Origin of the sequence: Ruegeria sp. PrR005, assembly GCF_010500245.1 — a bacterium.
In the GTDB taxonomy this organism is placed as follows: domain Bacteria; phylum Pseudomonadota; class Alphaproteobacteria; order Rhodobacterales; family Rhodobacteraceae; genus Ruegeria_B; species Ruegeria_B marisflavi.
Window position 1 is genome coordinate 281,605 of record NZ_JAAGOX010000011.1, and the last position, 21,387, is coordinate 302,991.

Annotated in this window: 21 protein-coding genes; 7 read left to right on the forward strand and 14 right to left on the reverse strand. The window is 61.1% G+C overall.

All coding sequences use genetic code 11. From position 1 onward, the window contains the following. Positions 1-58 precede the first annotated feature (58 nt). On the forward strand, positions 59-598 hold the full coding sequence (locus G0P99_RS07910; RefSeq protein WP_164128838.1) for an adenine phosphoribosyltransferase: 540 nt from the start codon (positions 59-61) through the stop codon (positions 596-598). Positions 599-766: 168 nt separating this feature from the next. Then, positions 767-1,249: a fasciclin domain-containing protein gene (locus tag G0P99_RS07915; protein WP_164128839.1), complete on the forward strand. Its 483-nt coding sequence runs from the start codon at positions 767-769 to the stop codon at positions 1,247-1,249. Positions 1,250-1,291: 42 nt separating this feature from the next. Here the strand turns inward: G0P99_RS07915 and G0P99_RS07920 are convergent, their stop codons facing one another. The 13 genes from G0P99_RS07920 to coxB form a co-directional block, all read right to left on the reverse strand. Then, the gene (locus tag G0P99_RS07920; protein WP_164128840.1) at positions 1,292-1,726 is read right to left on the reverse strand and encodes a DsrE family protein; all 435 of its coding nucleotides are present in this window, start codon (positions 1,724-1,726) and stop codon (positions 1,292-1,294) included. A gap of 185 nt (positions 1,727-1,911) precedes the next feature. Next, positions 1,912-3,327: an FAD-binding oxidoreductase gene (locus tag G0P99_RS07925; RefSeq protein WP_164128841.1), complete on the reverse strand. Its 1,416-nt coding sequence runs from the start codon at positions 3,325-3,327 to the stop codon at positions 1,912-1,914. Between the two features lie 39 nt (positions 3,328-3,366). Then, entirely contained in the window at positions 3,367-4,191 is an 825-nt protein-coding gene (locus G0P99_RS07930; RefSeq protein WP_164128842.1) for an MBL fold metallo-hydrolase, read from the reverse strand. Between the two features lie 54 nt (positions 4,192-4,245). Then, entirely contained in the window at positions 4,246-5,412 is a 1,167-nt protein-coding gene (locus G0P99_RS07935) for an acyl-CoA dehydrogenase family protein (protein WP_203583015.1), read from the reverse strand. 102 nt (positions 5,413-5,514) lie between these two features. Next, positions 5,515-6,099 (reverse strand): GNAT family N-acetyltransferase, encoded by a 585-nt coding sequence (locus G0P99_RS07940; protein ID WP_164128843.1) that lies wholly within the window; start codon positions 6,097-6,099, stop codon positions 5,515-5,517. Continuing rightward, on the reverse strand, positions 6,099-7,361 hold the full coding sequence (locus G0P99_RS07945; protein ID WP_164128844.1) for a pitrilysin family protein: 1,263 nt from the start codon (positions 7,359-7,361) through the stop codon (positions 6,099-6,101). The genes G0P99_RS07940 and G0P99_RS07945 overlap by 1 nt, the downstream gene beginning before the upstream one ends. Continuing rightward, complete coding sequence (gene thrC, locus G0P99_RS07950) at positions 7,358-8,749, reverse strand: threonine synthase (protein ID WP_164128845.1); 1,392 nt, start codon at positions 8,747-8,749, stop codon at positions 7,358-7,360. Before thrC ends, G0P99_RS07945 begins: the two co-directional genes overlap by 4 nt. After that, positions 8,746-9,426 (reverse strand): SURF1 family protein, encoded by a 681-nt coding sequence (locus tag G0P99_RS07955; RefSeq protein ID WP_164128846.1) that lies wholly within the window; start codon positions 9,424-9,426, stop codon positions 8,746-8,748. The genes thrC and G0P99_RS07955 overlap by 4 nt, the downstream gene beginning before the upstream one ends. Positions 9,427-9,596: 170 nt before the next feature. Next, positions 9,597-10,412, reverse strand: coding sequence for a cytochrome c oxidase subunit 3 (locus tag G0P99_RS07960; RefSeq protein WP_164128847.1), 816 nt, complete (start codon positions 10,410-10,412; stop codon positions 9,597-9,599). Between the two features lie 22 nt (positions 10,413-10,434). After that, positions 10,435-11,010 (reverse strand): cytochrome c oxidase assembly protein, encoded by a 576-nt coding sequence (locus tag G0P99_RS07965; RefSeq protein WP_164128848.1) that lies wholly within the window; start codon positions 11,008-11,010, stop codon positions 10,435-10,437. Next, positions 11,010-11,177: a hypothetical protein gene (locus G0P99_RS24480; RefSeq protein WP_203583016.1), complete on the reverse strand. Its 168-nt coding sequence runs from the start codon at positions 11,175-11,177 to the stop codon at positions 11,010-11,012. The genes G0P99_RS07965 and G0P99_RS24480 overlap by 1 nt, the downstream gene beginning before the upstream one ends. Continuing rightward, positions 11,174-12,130, reverse strand: coding sequence for a heme o synthase (cyoE, locus tag G0P99_RS07970; protein WP_164128849.1), 957 nt, complete (start codon positions 12,128-12,130; stop codon positions 11,174-11,176). The genes G0P99_RS24480 and cyoE overlap by 4 nt, the downstream gene beginning before the upstream one ends. 85 nt (positions 12,131-12,215) lie before the next feature. After that, positions 12,216-13,052, reverse strand: a complete 837-nt coding sequence (coxB, locus tag G0P99_RS07975) for a cytochrome c oxidase subunit II (protein WP_164128850.1) — start codon at positions 13,050-13,052, stop codon at positions 12,216-12,218. Positions 13,053-13,229: 177 nt separating this feature from the next. On the opposite strand from coxB, the gene tldD reads away from it, so the two are divergent. From tldD to G0P99_RS08000, 5 genes are all read left to right on the forward strand, one after another. Beyond that, positions 13,230-14,651: a metalloprotease TldD gene (gene tldD / locus G0P99_RS07980; RefSeq protein WP_164128851.1), complete on the forward strand. Its 1,422-nt coding sequence runs from the start codon at positions 13,230-13,232 to the stop codon at positions 14,649-14,651. A 236-nt stretch (positions 14,652-14,887) separates the two neighbouring features. Then, positions 14,888-16,036: a DNA-processing protein DprA gene (gene dprA / locus G0P99_RS07985; RefSeq protein WP_164128852.1), complete on the forward strand. Its 1,149-nt coding sequence runs from the start codon at positions 14,888-14,890 to the stop codon at positions 16,034-16,036. A gap of 163 nt (positions 16,037-16,199) precedes the next feature. Beyond that, positions 16,200-18,821 (forward strand): type I DNA topoisomerase, encoded by a 2,622-nt coding sequence (gene topA / locus G0P99_RS07990; protein WP_164128853.1) that lies wholly within the window; start codon positions 16,200-16,202, stop codon positions 18,819-18,821. Positions 18,822-18,951: 130 nt separating this feature from the next. Continuing rightward, positions 18,952-19,656 (forward strand): CoA transferase subunit A, encoded by a 705-nt coding sequence (locus tag G0P99_RS07995; RefSeq protein WP_164128854.1) that lies wholly within the window; start codon positions 18,952-18,954, stop codon positions 19,654-19,656. Continuing rightward, positions 19,656-20,285, forward strand: coding sequence for a CoA transferase subunit B (locus G0P99_RS08000; RefSeq protein ID WP_164128855.1), 630 nt, complete (start codon positions 19,656-19,658; stop codon positions 20,283-20,285). Before G0P99_RS07995 ends, G0P99_RS08000 begins: the two co-directional genes overlap by 1 nt. Positions 20,286-20,331: 46 nt before the next feature. Here the strand turns inward: G0P99_RS08000 and G0P99_RS08005 are convergent, their stop codons facing one another. Beyond that, the gene (locus tag G0P99_RS08005; RefSeq protein WP_164128856.1) at positions 20,332-21,177 is read right to left on the reverse strand and encodes a lytic transglycosylase domain-containing protein; all 846 of its coding nucleotides are present in this window, start codon (positions 21,175-21,177) and stop codon (positions 20,332-20,334) included. Between the last annotated feature and the right edge of the window lie 210 nt (positions 21,178-21,387).

Sequence of the window (21,387 nt, forward strand, 5' to 3'; positions counted from 1 at the left end):
AGATAGTGGTACCGATAAGACCTGCCGAGTGGCAGTCAAAGCAACTAGAGATAAGCCCATGGCCAGAACCAAATCCGTCCGCGACTACATCCGTACAATTGTCGATTTCCCGCATGAAGGGATCATGTTCCGCGATGTGACCACCCTGTTTGCCGATCCGCGCGGGTTTCGCATGGCAATCGACCAGATGCTGCACCCCTACGCGGGCGAGCAGATCGACAAGGTCGTCGGACTGGAGGCGCGCGGATTCATCCTCGGTGGTGCCATTGCCCACCAGCTGAGTGTCGGTTTTGTGCCGATCCGCAAGAAAGGCAAACTGCCCGGCACCACCATCAGCCAGGACTACAAGCTGGAATATGGCGAAGCGATTGTCGAAATCCACGATGACGCGATCCAGCCGGGGGAAAAGATCCTGCTGGTCGACGATCTGCTGGCAACGGGCGGAACCGCTGCCGCGGGCATCAAACTGATCGAACGGCTGGGAGGTGAGATCGTTTCTTGTGCCTTTATCATCGACCTGCCGGAACTTGGTGGCCGAAAGGTGCTGGAAAAGATGGGTATGGACGTGCATGCCCTGTGCGAATTCGAAGGTCTTTGATCACGACGCTTCACGAAGTTTTGACTGGCCGGATCAAAAACCTACGGCTTAGGCCGCGCTCTCTTTCCGTCAAGTGAGCGGGCCGCCAATTTGCGGACATCCGATACCCGGAATTCTGCGTAATCGACTTCGATGCCAACACCGGCAGTAAACCGAAGGAGATACCGAATGTTTCGAAAGTCAGCCCTTGCTACCGTCGCCGCTGTTCTGTTTGCCACCTCGGCCGGCGCGGGTGGAAATGCCAAGGATATCGTCGATACCGCCGCGGGCGCAGGCTCGTTCTCGACACTTGTGGCTGCTGTTCAGGCTGCGGGGCTTGTGGACACGCTGAAAGGCGATGGCCCCTTCACCGTCTTTGCCCCGACGGATGAAGCCTTTGCCGCGCTGCCGGCGGGCACGGTCGAGAACCTGCTGAAACCGGAAAACAAGGACCAGCTGATCGCCGTGCTCACCTATCACGTGGTTCCCGGCAAGGTGATGTCGACGGATCTGAGCGACGACATGACCGCAACCACAGTGCAAGGCGGCGCGGTGACCATCGACCTGGATAACGGTGTGATGGTGAACGATGCGACCGTATCTGCGGCGGATATCGAAGCCAGCAACGGCGTCATTCACGTCATCGACAAGGTCATCCTGCCGAAAGGATAAACCGTGTTTTCGGGGCCGGTTGAACCGGCCCCGTTTTTCCTGTCACGGACGCACGTAGGCGTAGCCCTGCTCTTGCAACTCGATGAGGCGGACGACGCCCGAAGGAACGACTGTTACCTCTGTCATCAGTTCGATCTCGTGCCCGGCCTTCTTGCTCATGGCAGCCTTGGTGTTGCCGCAAGCCGCGAAAGACAGGTTCTCCATCTCCAGGCTCATGACCGATATTCGGTCGGCAACGGGGCTTTTGCCGGGGATGTACATATTGAGACCCGGGCCATGGGCCACGACCTCTATGACGACGGTATCGCCCACACTTTCATAATGCTTGGTGACATTTGCCACGTTGTTTAGCGCTATGTTCATGACCTGTGGATCATTCTCGTCGACATGAACAGCAAGATAATGCGTCTTGCCTTCGGCCAAGGCTCCACTTGCTGTCGAAAAAGCCAGAGCAGCTGCCAGAAAAAGATGTTTCATTTTCGTGTTCCTCCCTGGACACATTCATTGTCTCGCATTGTCAGCAATATGCATAGAAAAATCATGTTTCGTGCATTCATATTGCCGTGACGGAGAAGCAGGCGTCCGAGGGGGAAAGGGACTTCCCGATTACCGATCCGCAAGTGGTCGAAAACACAATGCCGACACAGGTGCGGCGCCCTGTTTCAGTCGCGGAGGATAGCACCGGGGTTCATGATCCCTTCGGGATCGAGCGCTGTCTTGATCGCCCGCATCGCCGCCAGTTTCACCGGGTCGCCGTAGCGGAGCAGGTCACCAGCTTTCAACCTGCCGATCCCGTGTTCGGCGCTGACCGATCCGTCCAACGCGTGAACGAGGTCGTGAACGGCGCGCTGGACCTGCCCGGCCACTGCCGCGAACTCGGTTCGGCTGTGCCCTTTGGGCGGGAAGACGTTGTAATGCAGGTTACCGTCGCCAAGATGGCCGAAATTGTTGATCCGGAAAGGTCCGATTTCTGCGACAGCGGCAGCAGCCCGGTCAATGAAATCCGGGATGCTCGAAAGCGGCAAAGACACATCGTGGCTCGATACCGACCCGATCAGCCGATTGGCCTCGGGCAGGTGTTCGCGAACAGTCCACAGCGCGTGGCGCTGCGCCTCGCTTTGAGCGATTACTCCGTCGTCGGCGAGACCAGCGGAAAGCGCGGTCTCGAACAAATGCTCCAGAGCCTCGCTTGCGTCTCCACCGCCCGACAGACCCAGTTCGATCAGAACGCACCACTCCGGCGGAGCTTCAAAAGGCTGACGCACCGTCGGCAGAACTTCGGTCAGGAACTCAAGACCCTGCCGATGGATGAGTTCAAAAGCGCTGACCGCCTCGCCGACCTGCGCGCGCGCCAAAGACAGAAGCTCCAGCGCAGCCTTAGGCGACGACACAGAGAGCATGGCCGTACCGATTGACCCCGGCACCGGCGACAGTTTGAGCGCGGCCGCCGTAATGATGCCCAGCGTCCCCTCGGCGCCGATCAGCAGGTTGCGAAGATCATAGCCGGTGTTGTCCTTTCTGAGCCGGGACAAGCCGTGCCACACCTGACCCGAAGGCAGCACAGCCTCCAGCCCCAGGCAAAGGTCACGGGTGTTACCGTAGCGCAAGACGTTCACTCCACCCGCATTGGTCGACAGATTTCCACCGATGCGGCACGATCCTTCGGCGGCCAGCGACAGGGGAAACAGGCGGTCCACTTTCGCCGCCGCAGCCTGGATGTCGGCCAGGATGCATCCGGCCTCGGCCACCAGCACGTTTTCTTCGGGATGGACCGCACGGATGCTGTTCATCCTTTCGAGCGAAACGACAAGCGGCGCAGGGCCGTCCGGCATCACTTGCCCCCCGACCAACCCGGTTCCGCCGCCATAGGGCAATACCGGAACCCGCCACTGGTTCGCCGCCCGGACAAGGGTTGCGACGTCATCCACCGTGCGCGGCAGCGCCAGTACACCCGCCTGCCCCTGCCAGCGGCCACGCGGTTCGGTCAGATAGCGTGGCTCGACCGGGCGCAGGACGCCCTCGGGCAGCAGACCGCTTAGATGAGCGGCAAACGGGGCGTCGGCAGCATTCAGCGTCATGACCCCAGTGATGCCTCAGCGCCATTTCCCCGGCAAGCCCTATTCATCGGGGCGCAGGTAACGCGGCTCCAGCACGACCACCGTTGGACGATCCGGCAGGTTTCGCAGGCTGACCTCGATCGAGGAAACCCCATCGCGGCGAATGTCGAACTCGTTGCCAATTCCGGCCAGAAAGGCGTTCAGTGAATACCCCGAAAACCAATGCATCGGGATCACGACCGAGGATTTCAGGCGTCTGAGCACCTGCATCATTTCCGGCAGTGACATGGTCGTACCCCCATCGACAGCCGCCATGACCACATCAAGCCGCCCGAGCGCCGCAAACTGTGCATAGTCGGGTACATGGTGCAAATGTCCAAGGTGCCCGATGCACAGCCCCGCCACCTCGAAAACAAAGATCGAATTTCCGTTCGGCTCGATCCCGCTGAAATCCGACCTGATATCGGTCGAGACATTGCGCACCAGCATCTCGCCCAGGTCAAGATAATGGTCGATCCCTTCTCCAAACGGTCCCCACCCTTCGAGGACATGGGGAATCGCCGGGTCGGGAAAGGCCGTCCAGTGCGTCTCGTGCGCATGGTTCATGGTCACGATGTCGGGGATCAACGGCGCGGTGCCGAGAAACCCGGTGAAATCAGTCACTGCCGTCAGTCCTCCCTCGGTCTGAAGCAGGAAAGAGGCATGAGCGATATAGCTGATCCGCACCGCGTATTGCGGCACCGGCGATTGCCAGTTGGCCAATTGAACATACTCCATCCCCGGCGCGGCATCGGCAATCGCGATGCAATGGCTTGGACGGCGCTCTTGGGCGCTGACCGGGGTTGTGATCAGGGCAAGAAAGACAAAAACAATCGATCGCAACATCGGTATCCCTCCTGCCCGAAAGATAGCACGGCTTGGACCGTCGTCGAACCTCGCTCAATTTCCCAGCAAGTCGCGCGCGATAACTTCGCGCTGTATCTCGCTGGTGCCTTCGTAGATGCGCATGACGCGGGCATCGCGATAGAGCCGCTCGATCTCGTACTCGCGGGAGTAGCCGTTGCCGCCATGCAGTTGCAGCATTTGGTCGACGACCCGGCCGCAGGTTTCCGAGGCTACCAGTTTCGCCATTGACGCTTCGCCGCGGATCGGGATTCCGTTGTCCAGCAGGCGCGCGGCTCGGAGCATCAATAACCAGGCCTGATCCAGCGCACAGCGCATATCGGCCAGCACAAAACGGCTGTTCTGAAAGGCCGCCACCGGTTGACCGAAAACCTGCCGTTCCTGAGCGTAGGACAACCCCAACTCAAAAGCCCGTTCGGCGATTCCCAAGGATTGGGCGGCGATAGCAACCCGGCTGGGCGCCAGTGCCCCCAAAGCCACGCGGTACCCCTGCCCCACCTGGCCGACCACATTCGCCGCAGGTACCCGAACGCCATTGAAATGCAACTGGGCGGTGCCCGAGGACCGCAGGCCCATCTTATCCTCGACTCTTCCCAAGGAAAATCCGGGCGCATCCGCCTCGACGATAAAACAGGTGACCGCACCCTCGCCCGCCTCGGGCGTCTTGGCGAAGATCACAAAGACCTCGGCCCCGGCAGCCCCGGTGATCCACTGTTTGGTGCCGTCGATTATCCATGTATCGCCTTGAGAGCGCGCCGTGGTGCGGATTGCCGCGGCGTCCGACCCGGCCCCCGGTTCTGTCAGGCCAAAGGACAGTGCCCCCCGTTCGCCACGCGCCACGGGTCGCAGGAACCGGTTGCGCTGATCCTCGGTCGCGTTCGCGGCAAGGATGGCTGCCGAAAGGTTCGACGCCACCATGATCACCGCGACCGAGGCGTCAGCCCGGGCAACCGCCTCGACCGCAAGCGCATAGGCGAGATTGTCGGCCCCGGGCCCTTCGTCCATGGTGGAGGTCTTCATTGCCATCCCACCCAGTGCGGCCAATTCCGACACCAGCGCCGCCGGGAATTCTGCGCTGCGATCCCGCTCCGCCGCACCGGGCGCCAGTCGTTCAACAGCGAACCGGGCCATAGTTTCGCGTATCGCGCGCTGCTCTTCGCTGAGATCGAACCCCAGCCGCTCGATATCCGGAAACTTACCCATGCCTCGCCTTCCCCATGCTTGCTCAGGCGCAGCTTCGGCACTGGGAGTGGGTCGCGTCAAATTCTATGAATGTGACGTTGCGTTGCTGGACAGCGCGCGCCCTCAGCCCGCGTCGGTGCGCCCGCGCCGGTCCGAACGCAAGGCGGCATAAAGGACATGCGTTCGCCAGCGCCCGTTGATCTGAAGGTAGGATTGCGCGACACCTTCGTATTTGAACCCCGAGCTTTCCAAAAGCCCGCGCGACGGCAGGTTCTCGGGCAGACAGGCCGCCTCGATCCTGCTGAGGTCGAGCCGGGTAAACGCGTGGTGCACCACCGCCCCGATAGCCTCGCGCATGTATCCCTGACGGGCGTAGGCCTGCCCGGTCCAGTAACCCAGCGTCCCCGCCTGAGCCGGGCCCCGACGGATATTGTCGAGCGTAATCGCGCCAACCAGGACATCATCCGCGCGCCGGAACAGGAACAGGGGAACCGCTGTCTCACCGGCGACGGATCGTTGTGCCCAATAGACCCTGTTGGTGAAACTCTTGCGGCTGAGATGGTCTGTGGCCCATGCAGGCTCCCACGGGGTCAGATAGCCCATGGACGCCCGCCGCAGGGCCGCCCAATCGCGAAAATCGGAATGGACGGGCGGGCGCAGGCTCAGCCGCTCGGTCTCGAGTTTCAGCTTGCGCCTGCCCAACAGCATCACGCCGCGCGCCTCTCCTGCAATTCTTCCAGACCGGGTGCGCCCGCAACCGGACCGTAGAGCGCCAGCGCCGCCGGGGCGGATACGGCCATAGTCTCTGCAAAGGCGCGAACATCCGCTGTGGTCACCGCATCGATCCGGGCGACGGTTTCCTCCAGTGAGGGAACGGTTCCCCAAATCTGAACCAGCCGGGCCAGCCGCTCGGCCCTGTTCGACGGGCTTTCAAGCCCCATCAGCATCCCGGCCTTCATCTGCGCGCGGGCGCGCGCCACTTCGGCCTCTGACATGTCCTCGGCGGCACGCTTCATCTCGTCGATGGTGATCGTCGCCAGTTCACCGAGCTGTTCGGCGCTGGTGCCAGCGTAAATCGTCGTGGTACCGGTATCGGCATAGGCGCCGGTCTGGGCAAAGATCGTGTAGCAGAGACCGCGTACCTCGCGCACTTCTTGGAACAGCCGCGAAGACATGCCACCACCCAGGGCAGACGAATAGATCTGGGCGGTATAGATGGAATCGTCACGATACCCCGGCCCTTCGAAGGCCAGAGCGAAATGCGCCTGTTCCAGCGCCTTGTCGTGTCGCGCCTCACCGCCGGTAAACCGGGCAGGAGCGGGAATGAGACCCTTGCGCGGCTTGAGATGACCGAACATCTCGGTCGCCAGCCGCACCAGTTTGTCATGATCTACCGCGCCGGCGGCAGACAGGATCATCTGCTCGGGACCGTAATGCTCGGACACAAAGGCAGACAGATCTTCGCGAGAGAATGCGCGCACACGTTCCACCGGTCCGAGGATGGTCCGGCCCAACGGTTGGTCGCGATAGCTTTCTTCCTGGAGCCAGTCAAAGATGACATCATCGGGCGTATCGTGCGCCTGTCCGATCTCTTGCAGGATCACACCGCGTTCAACCTCGATCTCGCGCGGATCGAAAATCGGGTTCAGAACGATATCGCCGATCACGTCCAGACCCAGCGCAACATCGTCTTTCAGAACCCGCGCATAATAGGCCGTCACCTCGCGCGAGGTATAGGCGTTGATATAGCCGCCCACATCCTCAATCGCTTCGGCAATCTCGAGCGCGCTCCGCCGATTGGTGCCCTTGAACGCCATGTGTTCAAGGAAATGCGCAATCCCGTTCTGCTCGATCCGCTCATGACGGCCACCTGCGGTCACCCAGATGCCGATGGCCGCCGATTGCAGGCCCGGCATATGCTCGCTGACGATCCGGAAACCGTTGGCCAGTTGGTCTTGTCTTACAGTCACTCGGCGATTTGCCCTCTGATATGATCCTGGATGGCCGCCAGATCGTTGGCGATGCGGGTCAGCCGTTCCGGACGTTCATACAGGTCGGACATGCGCGGGGGAAGAGGCGGAAACACTCCGCTGGCCTGTTCCACAGCAGCCGGGAATTTTGCCGGATGCGCGGTGGCAAGCGTGATCATCGGCGCACGATCACCCGCACGAGTCTCTTCGGCGACTTTCACACCAACGGCCGAATGCGGACAGAGCAGTTCGCCGCTGGTTGCAAGCGTGGTCCGGATCGTGGCCAGCGTTTCTTCTTCCGAGGCGCGGCCCGAACTGTATGTCTCAAGCAGAATCTCCATCGCGCCCTGACTGACTTTGAAACCGCCAGATTTCAACTCCTCCATCACCTGCGACACCGCTGCCCCATCCTGCCCGTAGGCGTAGTAGAGCGCACGTTCAAAATTGGAGCTAACCTGGATGTCCATCGACGGGCTGATCGAGGGGATCGTTTCGCCCTTGAAATAGCCCTTCCCGGACAGGCAGCGGTGCAGGATGTCGTTCTGGTTGGTCGCCACCACCAGACGATCGATCGGCAGGCCCATGCGCTTGGCGATAAAGCCCGCGAAGATGTCGCCGAAATTGCCAGTCGGCACTGTGAAACTGACCTTGCGATGCGGTGCGCCCAGGCTGGTGGCGGCCGAGAAGTAATAGACCACCTGTGCCAGCACGCGCGCGAAATTGATCGAGTTTACGCCCGCCAGCCGCACCCCGTCGCGGAAGGCGAAGTCGTTGAACATGTCCTTGACCCGAGCCTGGCAGTCATCGAAATCGCCATCCACCGCCAGCGCGTGTACATTGCTGTCGGCGGGCGTGGTCATCTGCCGGCGCTGCACCTCGCTGACCCGGCCATGCGGGTACAAGATGAAGACATTGACCGCGTCGAGCCCCCGGAACGCCTCGATAGCGGCTGATCCGGTGTCGCCCGAAGTGGCACCGACGATGGTCACCGTCTCGCCGCGCCGTTTCAAAGCCAGCTGGAACAGCTGGCCGATCAACTGCATGGCAAAATCCTTGAAGGCCAGAGTCGGGCCGTGGAAAAGCTCGAGCAGAAAATGGTTCTCGTTCAGTTGCTTCAGCGGTGCGCGGGCAGCATGGCCAAACCCGGAATAGGCGCGTGCGATCGCGCCCTTGAACTCATCTTCGGAGAACGAACCGCTGACAAAGGGCCACATCACGCGAAAAGCGATCTCTTCGTAAGGCAAACCGGCAAGGCCCGCGATTTCGTCTTTGGTCAGTGTGGGTATCTCGGCCGGCAGATACAGACCGCCGTCGCGCGCCAGCCCGGTCAGCATTGCCTCTTCGAAGGTCAGTTCGGGTGCCTGGCCCCGGGTTGAGATATACTTCATGGATATCGGCCTTTCGTTCGGGCGCGGCTGCGCCACAGAAACAGGATGGTCATGGCGGTCCAGACAAGGGCCAGCGCAAACCATGTGATTGCGTATTGCAGGTGGTCGTTCGGGATACCGGCGGAATCGACTGGCAGCGGCGCGACCCCCGGATCGGTCCGTTCCCGGGCGATCACAAGGACCGGTTCGGTTCCCAGTTCTGCCGCCATCGCATCAACATCGCGTGCAAACCAGATGTTCGACTTGAGATCCGGCACCGGCGTGTAGCTGTCGATCTCATCCGGCCAGTGAAGATTGCCGGTAACCTCCATGGGCCCGGCGACGCGCGCGGTCTGCTTGTCCTCGGTCGGGATGAACCCTCGATCGACGAGAATTCGACGTCCCTCGTCGGTGACGAATGGTGCTATGATCCTGTACCCCGGCCCCACCATCTTTATCGACACCAGCACATGCAGCTCTTGAGGGTCAAATACGCCGGTAACCGCGACAGGCAAGTACTTGTCCTGGTCCGGTTCGGGAAGTGCCGGAAGCGGCATGGTCGCCCCTGCGATGCGGCTGTCGATCTCGGTCAGCAGTGCCTCTTTCCAGGCCAGCCTGCGCACCTGCCATGTCCCCAAGGACAGGAGGATGGCAAGGCCCGCGCCCCCGAAGATCAACAAAAACAAAACCCGGCCCATTATGGCTCCGACAAGAAGGTGTTCGGCCCGGCGTGGGCCGGTGCCTTGTTATGTTGGGACAGCCCGACAATGCAACCGGGCAATTGTATCGGGTGCAAAAGTTCACATTGGGCGAAAAAGAAAAGCCGCCTAGCGGGCGGCTTTCCGGGATATTGCGTCGAGCTTTGCGCTTAGAGCAGCGGCCACTGGCCCCAGATGTAGACGGCGAAGAACAGGAACAGCCAGACCACGTCAACAAAGTGCCAGTACCAGGCGGCTGCTTCAAAGCCTATGTGTTTTTCCGGTGTGAAGTCGCCCTTGAGCGCGCGCAGCAGACAGATGGTCAGGAAGATGGTCCCGATGATCACATGCGCACCGTGGAACCCGGTTGCCATAAAGAAGTTCGAGTAGAACTGGTCGCCGCCAAAGGTCCAGTCTTCGTGCAGCAGCAGCTCGGCATATTCATAACCTTGCAGGAAGGTGAACGCGACGCCAAGGACAATGCCGATCGACAGGCCCTGGATCAGCGCCTTGCGGTCGTTGTTATGCACCAACGCGTGGTGCGCCCAGGTCACCGCGCAGCCCGAGAGCAACAGCACCAGCGTGTTGATCAGCGGCAGGTGGAACGGATCGACCGCGTGGATGTTCGGTGCCACGTATTCCGTGCCGATATAGTCCTGCATCGGATACATGCGATGCTTGAAGAACGACCAGAACCAGGCGAAGAAGAACATCACCTCGGACATGATGAACAGGATCACGCCGTAACGCAGACCGATGCGCACAACCGGAGTATGATCGCCCTGGCGGCTTTCAACGACAACCTCGGACCACCACGCGAACATGACGTATAGCACAGCAACAAGGCCGGCCCAGAACAGCCAGGCCGTGATGCCATGCATCCAGAGCACGGCCCCGAACAGCATGACGAAACCGCCAATTGCGCCGATCAGCGGCCAGATCGACGGGGCCAGAATGTGATAATCGTGGTTCTTAGCGTGTGCCATCAGTGTCCCTCACCTTGCGGCGTTAGTTCGTATTGGTTTCCGTCTGCTTGTCGAGGGCGGCATAGCCCTCGGGCAGATCGATTTCGTAGAATGTATACGACAGCGTGATCGTATGCACATATTTCGCGTCCCGATCGTTTACGATCTCGGGATCGACAAAGAAGCTAACGGGCATCTGCACCCGTTCGCCCGGTTGCAGCACCTGCTCTTCGAAGCAGAAACAGGCGATCTTGTCGAAATAGCCCCCTGCCGAATAAGGCGCGACGTTATAGGACGCCTGCCCCGCCACTGGTCGGTCCGTGGGGTTATACGCCTCGTAGAAAGCCAGGCCGGTTTCGCCGATGCGCAGTTCCATTTCCTGCTGAACCGGGCGGAACTCCCACGGCATGCCGCGCTCCTTGGACGCATCAAAGCGCACCTTGATCGTCTGATCAAGGATACTGTCCGAGCCCGCTTCGGCCACGCCTGTCGTTCCACCAAATCCGGTGACCCGGCAGAACCAGTCATAAAACGGAACCGATGCCCAGGACAGTGCCCCCATTACGAGAACGACCGAGACCAGTTGAACAACCGTCTTCTGAGGTCCCTTCAACGCCATCAGTTCTGTACCTCCACATTGCCGCGCGGCGGTTCGAAATCCCCGCGGGTCACTTTGACAACGGTCAGACCGAAGACGATCACGATGAACCCCGCCAGGGTCAACGCCACGCCCAGGTTCCGGCCGAAACGCCGCTGATGCAGTTCATGGGTCGGACGCAGGCTCATTGCCAACCTCCCAGCCCATAAGGCTTGAGCAGGGCCTCGACCAAAATCGCGCCAAAATGAAGGAACAGATAGAGAAGCGACAGTTTGAAGAAACTGCGCTCGACCCGGAAATTGTCGGCCTCGGAGTCGTTTTCGTCACGACGCCAGATCCGGACAGCCCCCATCAGGAAGAGCGCATTCAACACCAAGGCAACAGTCAGGTAGACCGGGCCGCCGATATCCGAGAACGCGGTTCCCAAAGCGAGCAGCGCGAGCAGGATCGTGTAGACCAGAATATGCACCCGGGTTGCGCGACGGCCATGGGTCACGGTCAGCATCGGCACGCCCGCGTCGTCGTAATCCGAACGCATGAACAGCGCCAGCGCCCAGAAATGCGGTGGGGTCCACATGAAGGTCAGCGCGAACATCAGCCAGGGTTCAACGGACATGTCGCCGGTCGCCGCAATCCAGCCGATCACCGGCGGAAACGCCCCGGCAGCGCCACCGATGACGATGTTCTGCGGCGTCGTCCGCTTCAGCCACATGGTGTAGACGACCGCATAGAAAAAGATGGTGAAGGCCAGAAACGCGCCGGCAAAGACATTGGTGGCCAGCGCCAGCATCATCACCGACATGCCGGACAGCGCCAGGCCCAGTGCCAGCGCTTCGCCTGCTTCGACTTTGCCTGCCGGAATCGGACGTTTCTTGGTGCGTTTCATGACGCGGTCGATGTCCGCATCCCACCACATGTTCAGTGCGCCTGAGGCGCCGCCGCCGATTGCGATGAACAGGATTGCGCAAAACGCGATGAACGGGTGAACAGGAACCGGTGCCGCCAGAAGCCCGACAAGCGCAGTGAACACCACAAGCGACATCACACGCGGCTTGAGCAGCGCAAAGTAGTCGCCAAAGCCTGCCTCGTCTTGGCGGCTTGCGATCCGGGAAGGGCTGGCGTTGAAGCTTGCGTCGCTCATGCGCTCGTCTCTTTGGGCGAAAGCTGCGCGGTGGCCGCGCAGCTTGTATCAGTCACGTTTCGGCGAAGAAATCGCCGGGTGCGGATCAGTTGGAAGCAACCTGGATGGACTGCGGAATGCCCGCATACTCTTCCTTGGCGCCTTCCAGCCACTTGGCATATTCGGCTTCGCTCACAACCTTGACCGTGATCGGCATGTAGGCGTGATCCTTGCCGCACAGCTCGGAGCACTGGCCGAAATAGACGCCTTCTTTCTCGGCTGCGAACCACAGCTGGGCCAGGCGGCCGGGGACAGCGTCCTGCTTCACGCCGAAGGCCGGGATCGTCCAGGCATGGATGACATCGGCGCCGGTCACGCTCATGACCACGACCTTGCCCACAGGCACGACAACGGCGGTGTCGGTGGCAAGCAGATACTCGTCTTCGGAATAGCCGTGCTCGGCCAGGGCTTCCTTTTCCAACTTGAAGCTTTCAAAGCCAAAGCCTTCGTCGGTGTATTCATAACCCCAGTACCACTGGTAGCCGGTCACCTTGATGTGAATGTCAGCCTCGGGAATTTCCTGGTTCTTGAACAGAACCGGAAGCGAGAAGGCACCGATGAAAACCAGGACCAGGATCGGCCCCACGGTCCACAGGATCTCGACCGGGGTGTAGTGCGAAAACTTGGCAGGGGTCGGATTTGCGCGGCTGTTGAAGCGCACGATGCACCAGATCAACAGGCCAGCGACCAGGATACAGATGGCCGTGATGATGACCAGCACCATGTAATCGAGTGACTGCAATTCGCGAGCCAATTCAGTGGCGGCCGGCTGGAAACCCATGGCTGCATCTACCGGTTTCCCGATGGATTCAAGTTCCTGCGCCACTGCCGGAAGGCCGGTAAAGGTGGCGAGAAGCGCCGAAAGCGTCAAAGCGTTCTTCATGTTCTGTCCTGATCGTTTGATCTTTGCGTCCCTTACAGGCGAATAATGAATCAAGATCCACTCCGCCCGTTGTCTTTGGTCGCGTTAAAAATCATATTCCGGGAGGCAGATAAAGCAAAATGCTTGCGTCAAACAGACGCTATTTTTGATCTGGATCAAATGACGAGGTCGCAATCCATGGCGCAAGACCGTTTTCGCCCCTTTGAAACCACGCTTCCGCTGGACCAGGCACAAACCATCCTGCGTCACGCGACCGACGGGGCGGACGATGGCGAAATCTATGTCGAGCGGCGCAAATCGGAGGCGCTGAGCTTTGACGACGGGCGTCTGCGTTCCGCATCCTATGACGCATCCGAAGGATTCGGCCTGCGCGCCGTTCGCGGAGAGGTGGCAGGCTACGCACATTCGACCGAAGTCTCGATTCCCGCCCTGCGCCGCGCCTCGGAAACCGCGCGACTGGCGGTGCAAGAGGGCGGCGGCACCCTGGCCGTGGCGCCAAAACCGACCAACAAACGCCTCTATTCGGAAGACGATCCGATTGAATCGGCGACCTTTGCGGTGAAGATCGAGACCTTGAGAGAGATCGACGCGTTCACCCGGGACCTCGATTCAAGGGTTGTGCAGGTGTCGGCGTCGATTGCGGCCAGCCTTCAGGAAATAGAAATCCTGCGCCCTGACGGCGTGCACGTCCGGGATGTGCGTCCGATGACGCGCGTGAACGTATCCGTAATCGTTGAACGTGACGGTCGCCGGGAAAGCGGCAGCGCCGGAGGTGGCGGCCGGGTTGGGCTCGATGGCCTGATCGACCCGTCCTATTGGCAGGCCCAGGCGCGGGAAGCGCTGAGAATAGCGCTGATCAACCTGGATGCCGAACCCGCGCCTGCGGGCGTTATGGAAGTTGCCCTTGGGCCGGGCTGGCCCGGCATTCTACTTCATGAGGCAATTGGCCATGGGCTGGAGGGCGATTTCAACCGCAAGGGAAGCTCTGCCTTTGCGGGCCTGATGGGCCAGCAGGTTGCCGCGCGTGGAGTTACTGTGGTCGACGACGGCACCCTGCACGACCGGCGCGGCTCGATTACCATTGATGACGAGGGTACGCCCTCGGGCCGCACCGTGCTGATCGAAGACGGCATTCTGACCGGCTATATGCAGGACCGGCAGAATGCCCGCCTGATGGGGGTGGAACCCACAGGCAACGGGCGACGCCAGAGCTATGCCCACAAGCCGATGCCACGCATGACCAATACCGTAATGCTGGGCGGCAATGACAATCCCGCCGATCTGGTGGCCGAGATCAAAGATGGCATCTGGGCGGTGGGTTTCGGCGGCGGCCAGGTCGACATCACCAACGGCAAATTCGTTTTTTCCTGCACCGAGGCATACCGGGTGCGCAACGGCCGTATCGGCGCCCCGGTCAAGGGAGCCACGCTGATCGGTGACGGGCCCTCGGCACTGATGCGCATACGTGGGTTGGGCAATGACATGGCGCTCGACCCCGGCATGGGGACCTGCGGCAAGGAAGGCCAATGGGTGCCGGTGGGAGTAGGACAACCCACAGTGCTGATGGACGGACTGACGGTTGGCGGCTCGACCACCTGATCAGGAACAGCAAGAAAGAAAGGCGGCAAAGTAAACGGATTTGCCGCCGAATCGTTCACCGCAGACAGTCCGGCGCAGAAACAGACATGGGGCCATTCTGTTTTTATTTATATATTTCAAATATTTACATGTCATCCCCCTCGCGATCACAAAAAACTGCGACGAATTTAGTTTGATTCACCGCCTGTTAACGGGCCGGGCTGTAAACCGGTTCTTGCAAACAGGCGGAGCAACGGATGACCGAGGAACAGTTTTCTTCCTATCACCCCCCACTCCCACCCACCACGGAAGAGGACCGGTTTTCGTGGCTCCGCCTTTTGCGCTCGCGCAGAGTTGGCCCGACAACGTTTCGCCGACTGATGCACGAGAATGGCACGGCGCAGAACGCGCTGGCCGCGCTGCCCGAAGTGGCACGTGCCGCCGGGGTCGAGGGCTATGAAATATGCCCACCCGGTGTTGTCGAAGCAGAGCTCAAGGCCGCAAAGGCCGCGCATGCGCGGCTTTTGTGCCTGGGTGATGCCGAGTATCCGCCTCACCTGGCCAATTTGACCGATGCGCCTCCGGTTCTGTGGTTGATCGGCGATGCGACCTTGTTGCGCCGCCCGATGATCGCGCTGGTCGGCGCACGCAACGCCTCGTCGCTCGGCACCCGCATGGCGCGGGCGCTGGCGCAGGATCTGGGCGCGGCGGGCTATGTCGTGGTCTCGGGGCTGGCACGCGGTATCGACACCGCCGCGCATCTCGCCGCGCTGCCCAGCGGGACCATCGCGGTGATGGCTGGAGGTGTTGACACGATCTATCCCGCCGAGAATACGCATCTGGCCGGTGACATCGCGCGGCAGGGGTTGCGCCTGTCGGAACAACCGATGCGCCTGGCGCCACAGGCGCGCCATTTCCCGCGCCGCAACCGCATCATCTCGGGCCTCGCCCAGGCAGTGGTGGTGGTCGAGGCCGCCGCCAAATCCGGCAGCCTGATCACAGCGCGCGATGCGTTGGATCAGGGGCGCGAGGTGTTGGCAGTGCCCGGCCACCCATTCGATGCCCGCGCCGCTGGTTGCAACATGCTGATCCGCGATGGCGCCCATCTCGTACGCAATGCCGAGGATGTAATCGCCGCCTTGCCAGCCATTGCGTCACCAGAGCCGCTGCCCGACCTGTGTGATCTGATGCAACAGTCGCCACCGCCGCCGAAACGCAGCCTGCGCGAAACCACGCAACTGCACAGCCAGATCCTCGACCGGCTCGGCCCGTCGCCGGTGGCCGAGGATCAGCTGATCCGCGACCTCGCCGCCAGCCCGGGCGAGGTTGCCCCGGTATTGGTCGACCTGGAACTGGATGGTAGGATCAACCGGCAGGCAGGCGGGCTGCTGTCGCGCGTCAACTGACACTCTGCAAGCGCGCGCGCACGGCCATTTCCGGCCGGGTCGGCGGGTAACAAATCTCAGAATACCTGTGTCCAAACAGCACCGATTGACAATCGGGGCTTGCGCCCCACATGTTGCCCCGCCATAGAACGCGCCGTGTCCGATGAATGAGGTTGTAAGCTAAATGCCTGTTGTTGTTGTAGAATCCCCTGCCAAGGCGAAAACGATCAATAAATATCTCGGCTCGGACTACACGGTTCTGGCATCTTATGGGCATGTGCGCGACCTGCCGGCCAAGGACGGATCGGTCGATCCCGAGCATGATTTCGACATGACCTGGGAGGTCGCCGCCGACAGCCGCAAGCATGTCAAGGCAATCGCCGACGCCCTTGCCGAGGACAACGAACTGATCCTCGCCACCGACCCCGATCGCGAGGGCGAGGCGATCAGTTGGCACTTGCAGGAGGCGCTGACCAAGCGCCGCTCGATCAAGAAGGGCACTGCCGTCAGCCGCGTCACCTTCAACGCCATCACCAAGGACGCGGTAACCAAGGCCATGCAGAACCCGCGCCAGGTCGACATGCCGCTGGTCGAGGCCTATCTGGCCCGCCGCGCGCTGGATTATCTGGTGGGCTTCAACCTGTCGCCCGTGCTGTGGCGCAAGCTGCCCGGCGCGCGCAGTGCGGGCCGGGTGCAATCGGTCTGCCTGCGCCTGATCGTCGAGCGCGAGATGGAGATCGAAGCCTTCAAACCGGTGGAATACTGGTCGGTCAAGGCGTTGCTGGAAACGCCGCGCGGCCAGGTCTACGAGGCGCGGCTGGTCACGCTGGCGGGCAACAAGCTCGACAAGATGGACATTTCCAACGCCACCCAGGCCGAACTGGCGGTGCAGGCGATCACCAGCCGCGCGCTGAGCATCCAGTCGGTCGAAGCGAAACCGGCGGCGCGCAACCCCTCGGCGCCCTTCATGACCTCGACCCTGCAACAAGAGGCCAGCCGCAAGTTCGGCATGGGCGCGCGCCACTGCATGAGCGCGGCGCAGCGCCTCTACGAGGCCGGGCACATCACCTATATGCGGACCGACGGCATCGACATGGCACCCGAGGCGGTCATGGCAACGCGCGACGCCATTGCTGAGCGGTTCGGGGCCGAATACGTGCCCGACAGCCCGCGCATGTACAAGAACAAGGCCAAGAACGCGCAAGAGGCGCATGAATGTATCCGCCCCACCGACATGCGCAAGGATACCGCCGCGCTGAAGCTGAAAGACGAGGATCAACGCCGCCTTTATGATCTGATCTGGAAACGCACCATCGCCTGTCAGATGGCCGCCGCCCGGCTGGAGCGGACCACGGTCGAGATCGGCAGCGCCGATGGTCAGGTCGGCCTGCGCGCCACTGGCCAGGTGGTGCTGTTCGACGGGTTCCTGCGCGTCTACGAAGAGGGGCGCGACGATGTCGAGAATGACGAGGACAAGCGCCTGCCTCAGATCTCGACGGGGGAAAAGGCGGTCTTTGCCAAGGCCTCGCTGGCCGATCAGTTCGCCAAGGCGACCGGCGACGCCCCACTGACCGAGGGTTCCAAGGTTGCCAAAGAGGCGATCCTGTCCGAAAACGAGGCGGTACTGGCGCTGCAACACCACACCCAGCCGCCGCCGCGCTATACCGAGGCGACTCTGGTCAAGCGGATGGAAGAGCTGGGAATCGGCCGGCCCTCGACTTATGCCTCGGTCATCACCACGATTCAGGACCGCGAATATGTCCGCAAGGACAAGAACCGGCTGATCCCCGAGGAAAAAGGCCGGATCGTCACCATCTTCCTGCTGAACTTCTTCCGCCAGTATGTGGGTTACGAGTTCACCGCCAATCTGGAAGAGCAGCTTGATGACGTCAGCGCCGGATCGCGCGATTACAAAGACTTGCTCGGCCGGTTCTGGCGTGATTTCTCGGCGGCGATCAGCGAGACTTCGGAACTGCGTATCTCTGAAGTGCTCGACAAGCTGGACGAGGCGCTGGCGCCGCAGCTCTATCCGCCGCGCGCGGATGGGTCCGATCCGCGGATCTGCCCCAAATGCGGCACCGGCCAGTTGCATCTGAAAACCTCGCGCACCGGCGGTTTTGTCGGTTGTGGCAACTATCCCGAATGCCGCTATACCCGCCCGCTCAGCGGGGATGCAGACGAGGGTGGCGACAGGGTACTGGGTGAGGATGCCGGAGACGAGATCTGGCTGAAGTCCGGACGCTTCGGCCCATATGTTCAGCGCGGTGAGGTCAGCGAAGAAAACAAGAAGCCCCCCCGCGCCAGCCTGCCCCGAGGCTGGTCGGCCGATGATCTTGATCTCGACAAGGCGCTGATGCTGTTGAACCTCCCTCGCGAGGTCGGCGCCCATCCCGAAGATGGTGAAATGATCGAGGCCGGGATCGGTCGGTTCGGCCCCTATGTCAAACACGGATCGCTCTATGCCAACCTCAAGGAAGTCGACGAGGTCTTTACCATCGGCATGAACCGGGCGGTCGAGGTACTGGCACAAAAGGCCGCTGGCCGCGCCGGGCGGGGTGCTGCGGCAACCCCGCTAAAGGAACTTGGCGAACATCCGGAACTGGGCGGGGCAGTCAACGTCCTCAGCGGACGTTATGGGCCCTATGTCAAGTGGGACAAGGTCAACGCGACCCTGCCCAAGGACGTGGAGCCGGCGGATGTGACGATGGAGATGGCGGTACAACTGATCGCGGCAAAAGCCACGAAATCTGGAAGCGGTAAAAAGACTGCGAGAAAAGCCGCGCCCAAGAAAGCCGCTAAATCCTAAGCTGCACTGGCCCGGCTTTGACGCCGGGCCATTTCATTAGGTAGAAATACCCCCTGTTGCACGGCTCATTGACTCCGCGCTGACGCGGCGGCAAAACCGGCGCAATCACCAAGTCTTTGGGGGAGTTTCCATGAAGAAAGTCTATGCCAACGCCACCGAAGCACTCGACGGGGTGCTCCGGGATGGCATGTTGATCGCGGCCGGAGGGTTCGGCCTGTGCGGCATTCCCGAATTGCTGCTTCAGGCGATCAAGGAATCCGGCGTCAAGGATCTGACCTTTGCCTCGAATAATGCCGGCGTCGACGATTTCGGCATCGGCATCCTGTTGCAGACCAAGCAGGTCAAGAAGATGATCAGCTCTTACGTGGGTGAGAATGCCGAGTTCATGCGCCAGTACCTCTCTGGCGAGCTGGAACTGGAATTCAACCCGCAGGGCACCCTGGCCGAGCGTATGCGCGCCGGCGGCGCGGGCATCCCGGGCTTTTATACCAAGACCGGTGTCGGCACCGTCATCGCGGATGGCAAGGAGCACAAGGATTTCAACGGTCAGACCTATATCCTCGAGGAAGGCATCTTTGCCGACCTGTCGATCGTCAAGGCTTGGAAAGCGGACGAGACCGGCAACCTGGTATTCCGCAAGACCGCGCGCAACTTCAACCTGCCCGCCGCGACCTGCGGCAAGATCTGCGTAGCCGAAGTGGAAGAGATCGTGCCGACCGGCTCGCTCGACCCTGATTGCATCCATCTGCCCGGCATCTATGTGCACCGCCTGATCCAGGGCGAGCATGAAAAACGCATCGAGCAGCGCACCGTGCGCAAGAAGGAGACCGCATAATGGCTTGGGACCGCAACCAGATGGCCGCCCGTGCGGCACAAGAGCTTCAGGACGGTTGGTATGTGAACCTCGGCATCGGCATTCCGACGCTGGTCTCGAACTACATCCCCGAAGGCGTGAATGTGACCCTGCAATCGGAAAACGGCATGCTGGGCATGGGTCCCTTCCCGTTCGAGGGTGACGAAGATCCCGACCTGATCAATGCGGGCAAGCAGACCATCACCGAACTGCCGCAAACCGCCTATTTCGACAGCGCAACCTCTTTCGCGATGATCCGCGGCGGCAAGATCGCCATGGCGATCCTGGGCGCGATGGAAGTGGCCGAGAACGGCGACCTGGCGAACTGGATGATCCCCGGGAAGCTGGTCAAGGGCATGGGCGGTGCGATGGACCTCGTGGCCGGTGTTGGCCGCGTGGTCGTGGTGATGGACCATGCCAACAAGCACGGCGAGTCGAAGGTGCTGAAGGAATGCACCCTGCCGCTGACCGGCAAGGGCGTGGTCGATCGCATCATCACCAACCTTGGTGTGCTGGACGTGGTCGAAGGCGGTCTGAAAATCGTTGAACTGGCCGACGGCGTCAGCGAAGAGGAATTCCGCGCCGCGACCGAGGCAACGCTGGTCAACTGATCGACGCAGGTATTGTGACAGGCCCGCCCGAACCGGCGGGCCTTTTCTATTGCATGGCCGTGAACACGCAGCCGTCTGTGATCAGTTGCGGTGGGGTCGCGCACAGGCTGCGGGCCACCTGGTAGGCGGCCAGAACCTTTGGCACATAGTCCCGGGTCTCGGCAAAGGGCGGAACACCGCTGTGCTGGCGTACGGCCCCCTCGCCCGCGTTGTAACCGGCCAGAACCATCACGGGATCGCGCCCGAATTCTCCCATCAGCCAGTTCAGGTACTTGACACCACCTGCGATGTTCTCATCCGGAGACAGGCTGTCGGATACGCCAAAGCGCGCGGCCGTAGCAGGCATCAGTTGCATAAGCCCTTGGGCACCTGCCCGGCTGACGGCATCGGACCTGCCCGCCGATTCCACCGCGATCACCGCTAGGACAAGGGCCGGGGAAACTTCGGTCCCGATGGTCGAGCGTAAAATCGAACGCCCCTGCGCCCGGGCGATCTCCTGCAGGGTCTGCATGCGCGGGGCATCCACCCCACCGCCTGACAAAGTCACAAGTATCTCGTCGATTCGACCCGGGGCCGACTGATCCAGCGCCGGCGATACCTTGTCCCAGAACCAAGCATATCGGCCTTGCTTGTCGGGTGCCGGCAGGCTGGCGGCAATTGCGGTCTCAGCCGGTTCAGAGTCCTCGATGGGCCGTGCGCGGCCGCCGACCGGCGCCAATGCGTGTTCTTCGGCCGTGATCTGAACATCCACGCGCGGGCGGCTTCCAGGCGCCGGAGCCTTGATCCGTTTGGGTTTTACCTCGGGAAAAGGTGCCGGGGTGTCTGCCAAAACAACCATAGGCGGCGCCACCAGGGCGATTCCCGCAATCATCACGATGTATCTGAGGTCCATCTGCTCGCCTCTAGATATGTTTTTTTCCCGGTTTGTGCGCAACAACGGCGCCAAAAGCCAGAAAAACCTGCCCAAATACGGCGATTTTGCCTCATTTGAAGCCTTTTGGCATCGGCACAACCATTAGGCGTAACTTCCCGAAACATTCTTTTCTTTATAAATCAACTACTTACAAGAAAAGTGTGGGAAAAGTTAAATTCAGGCAGAAAA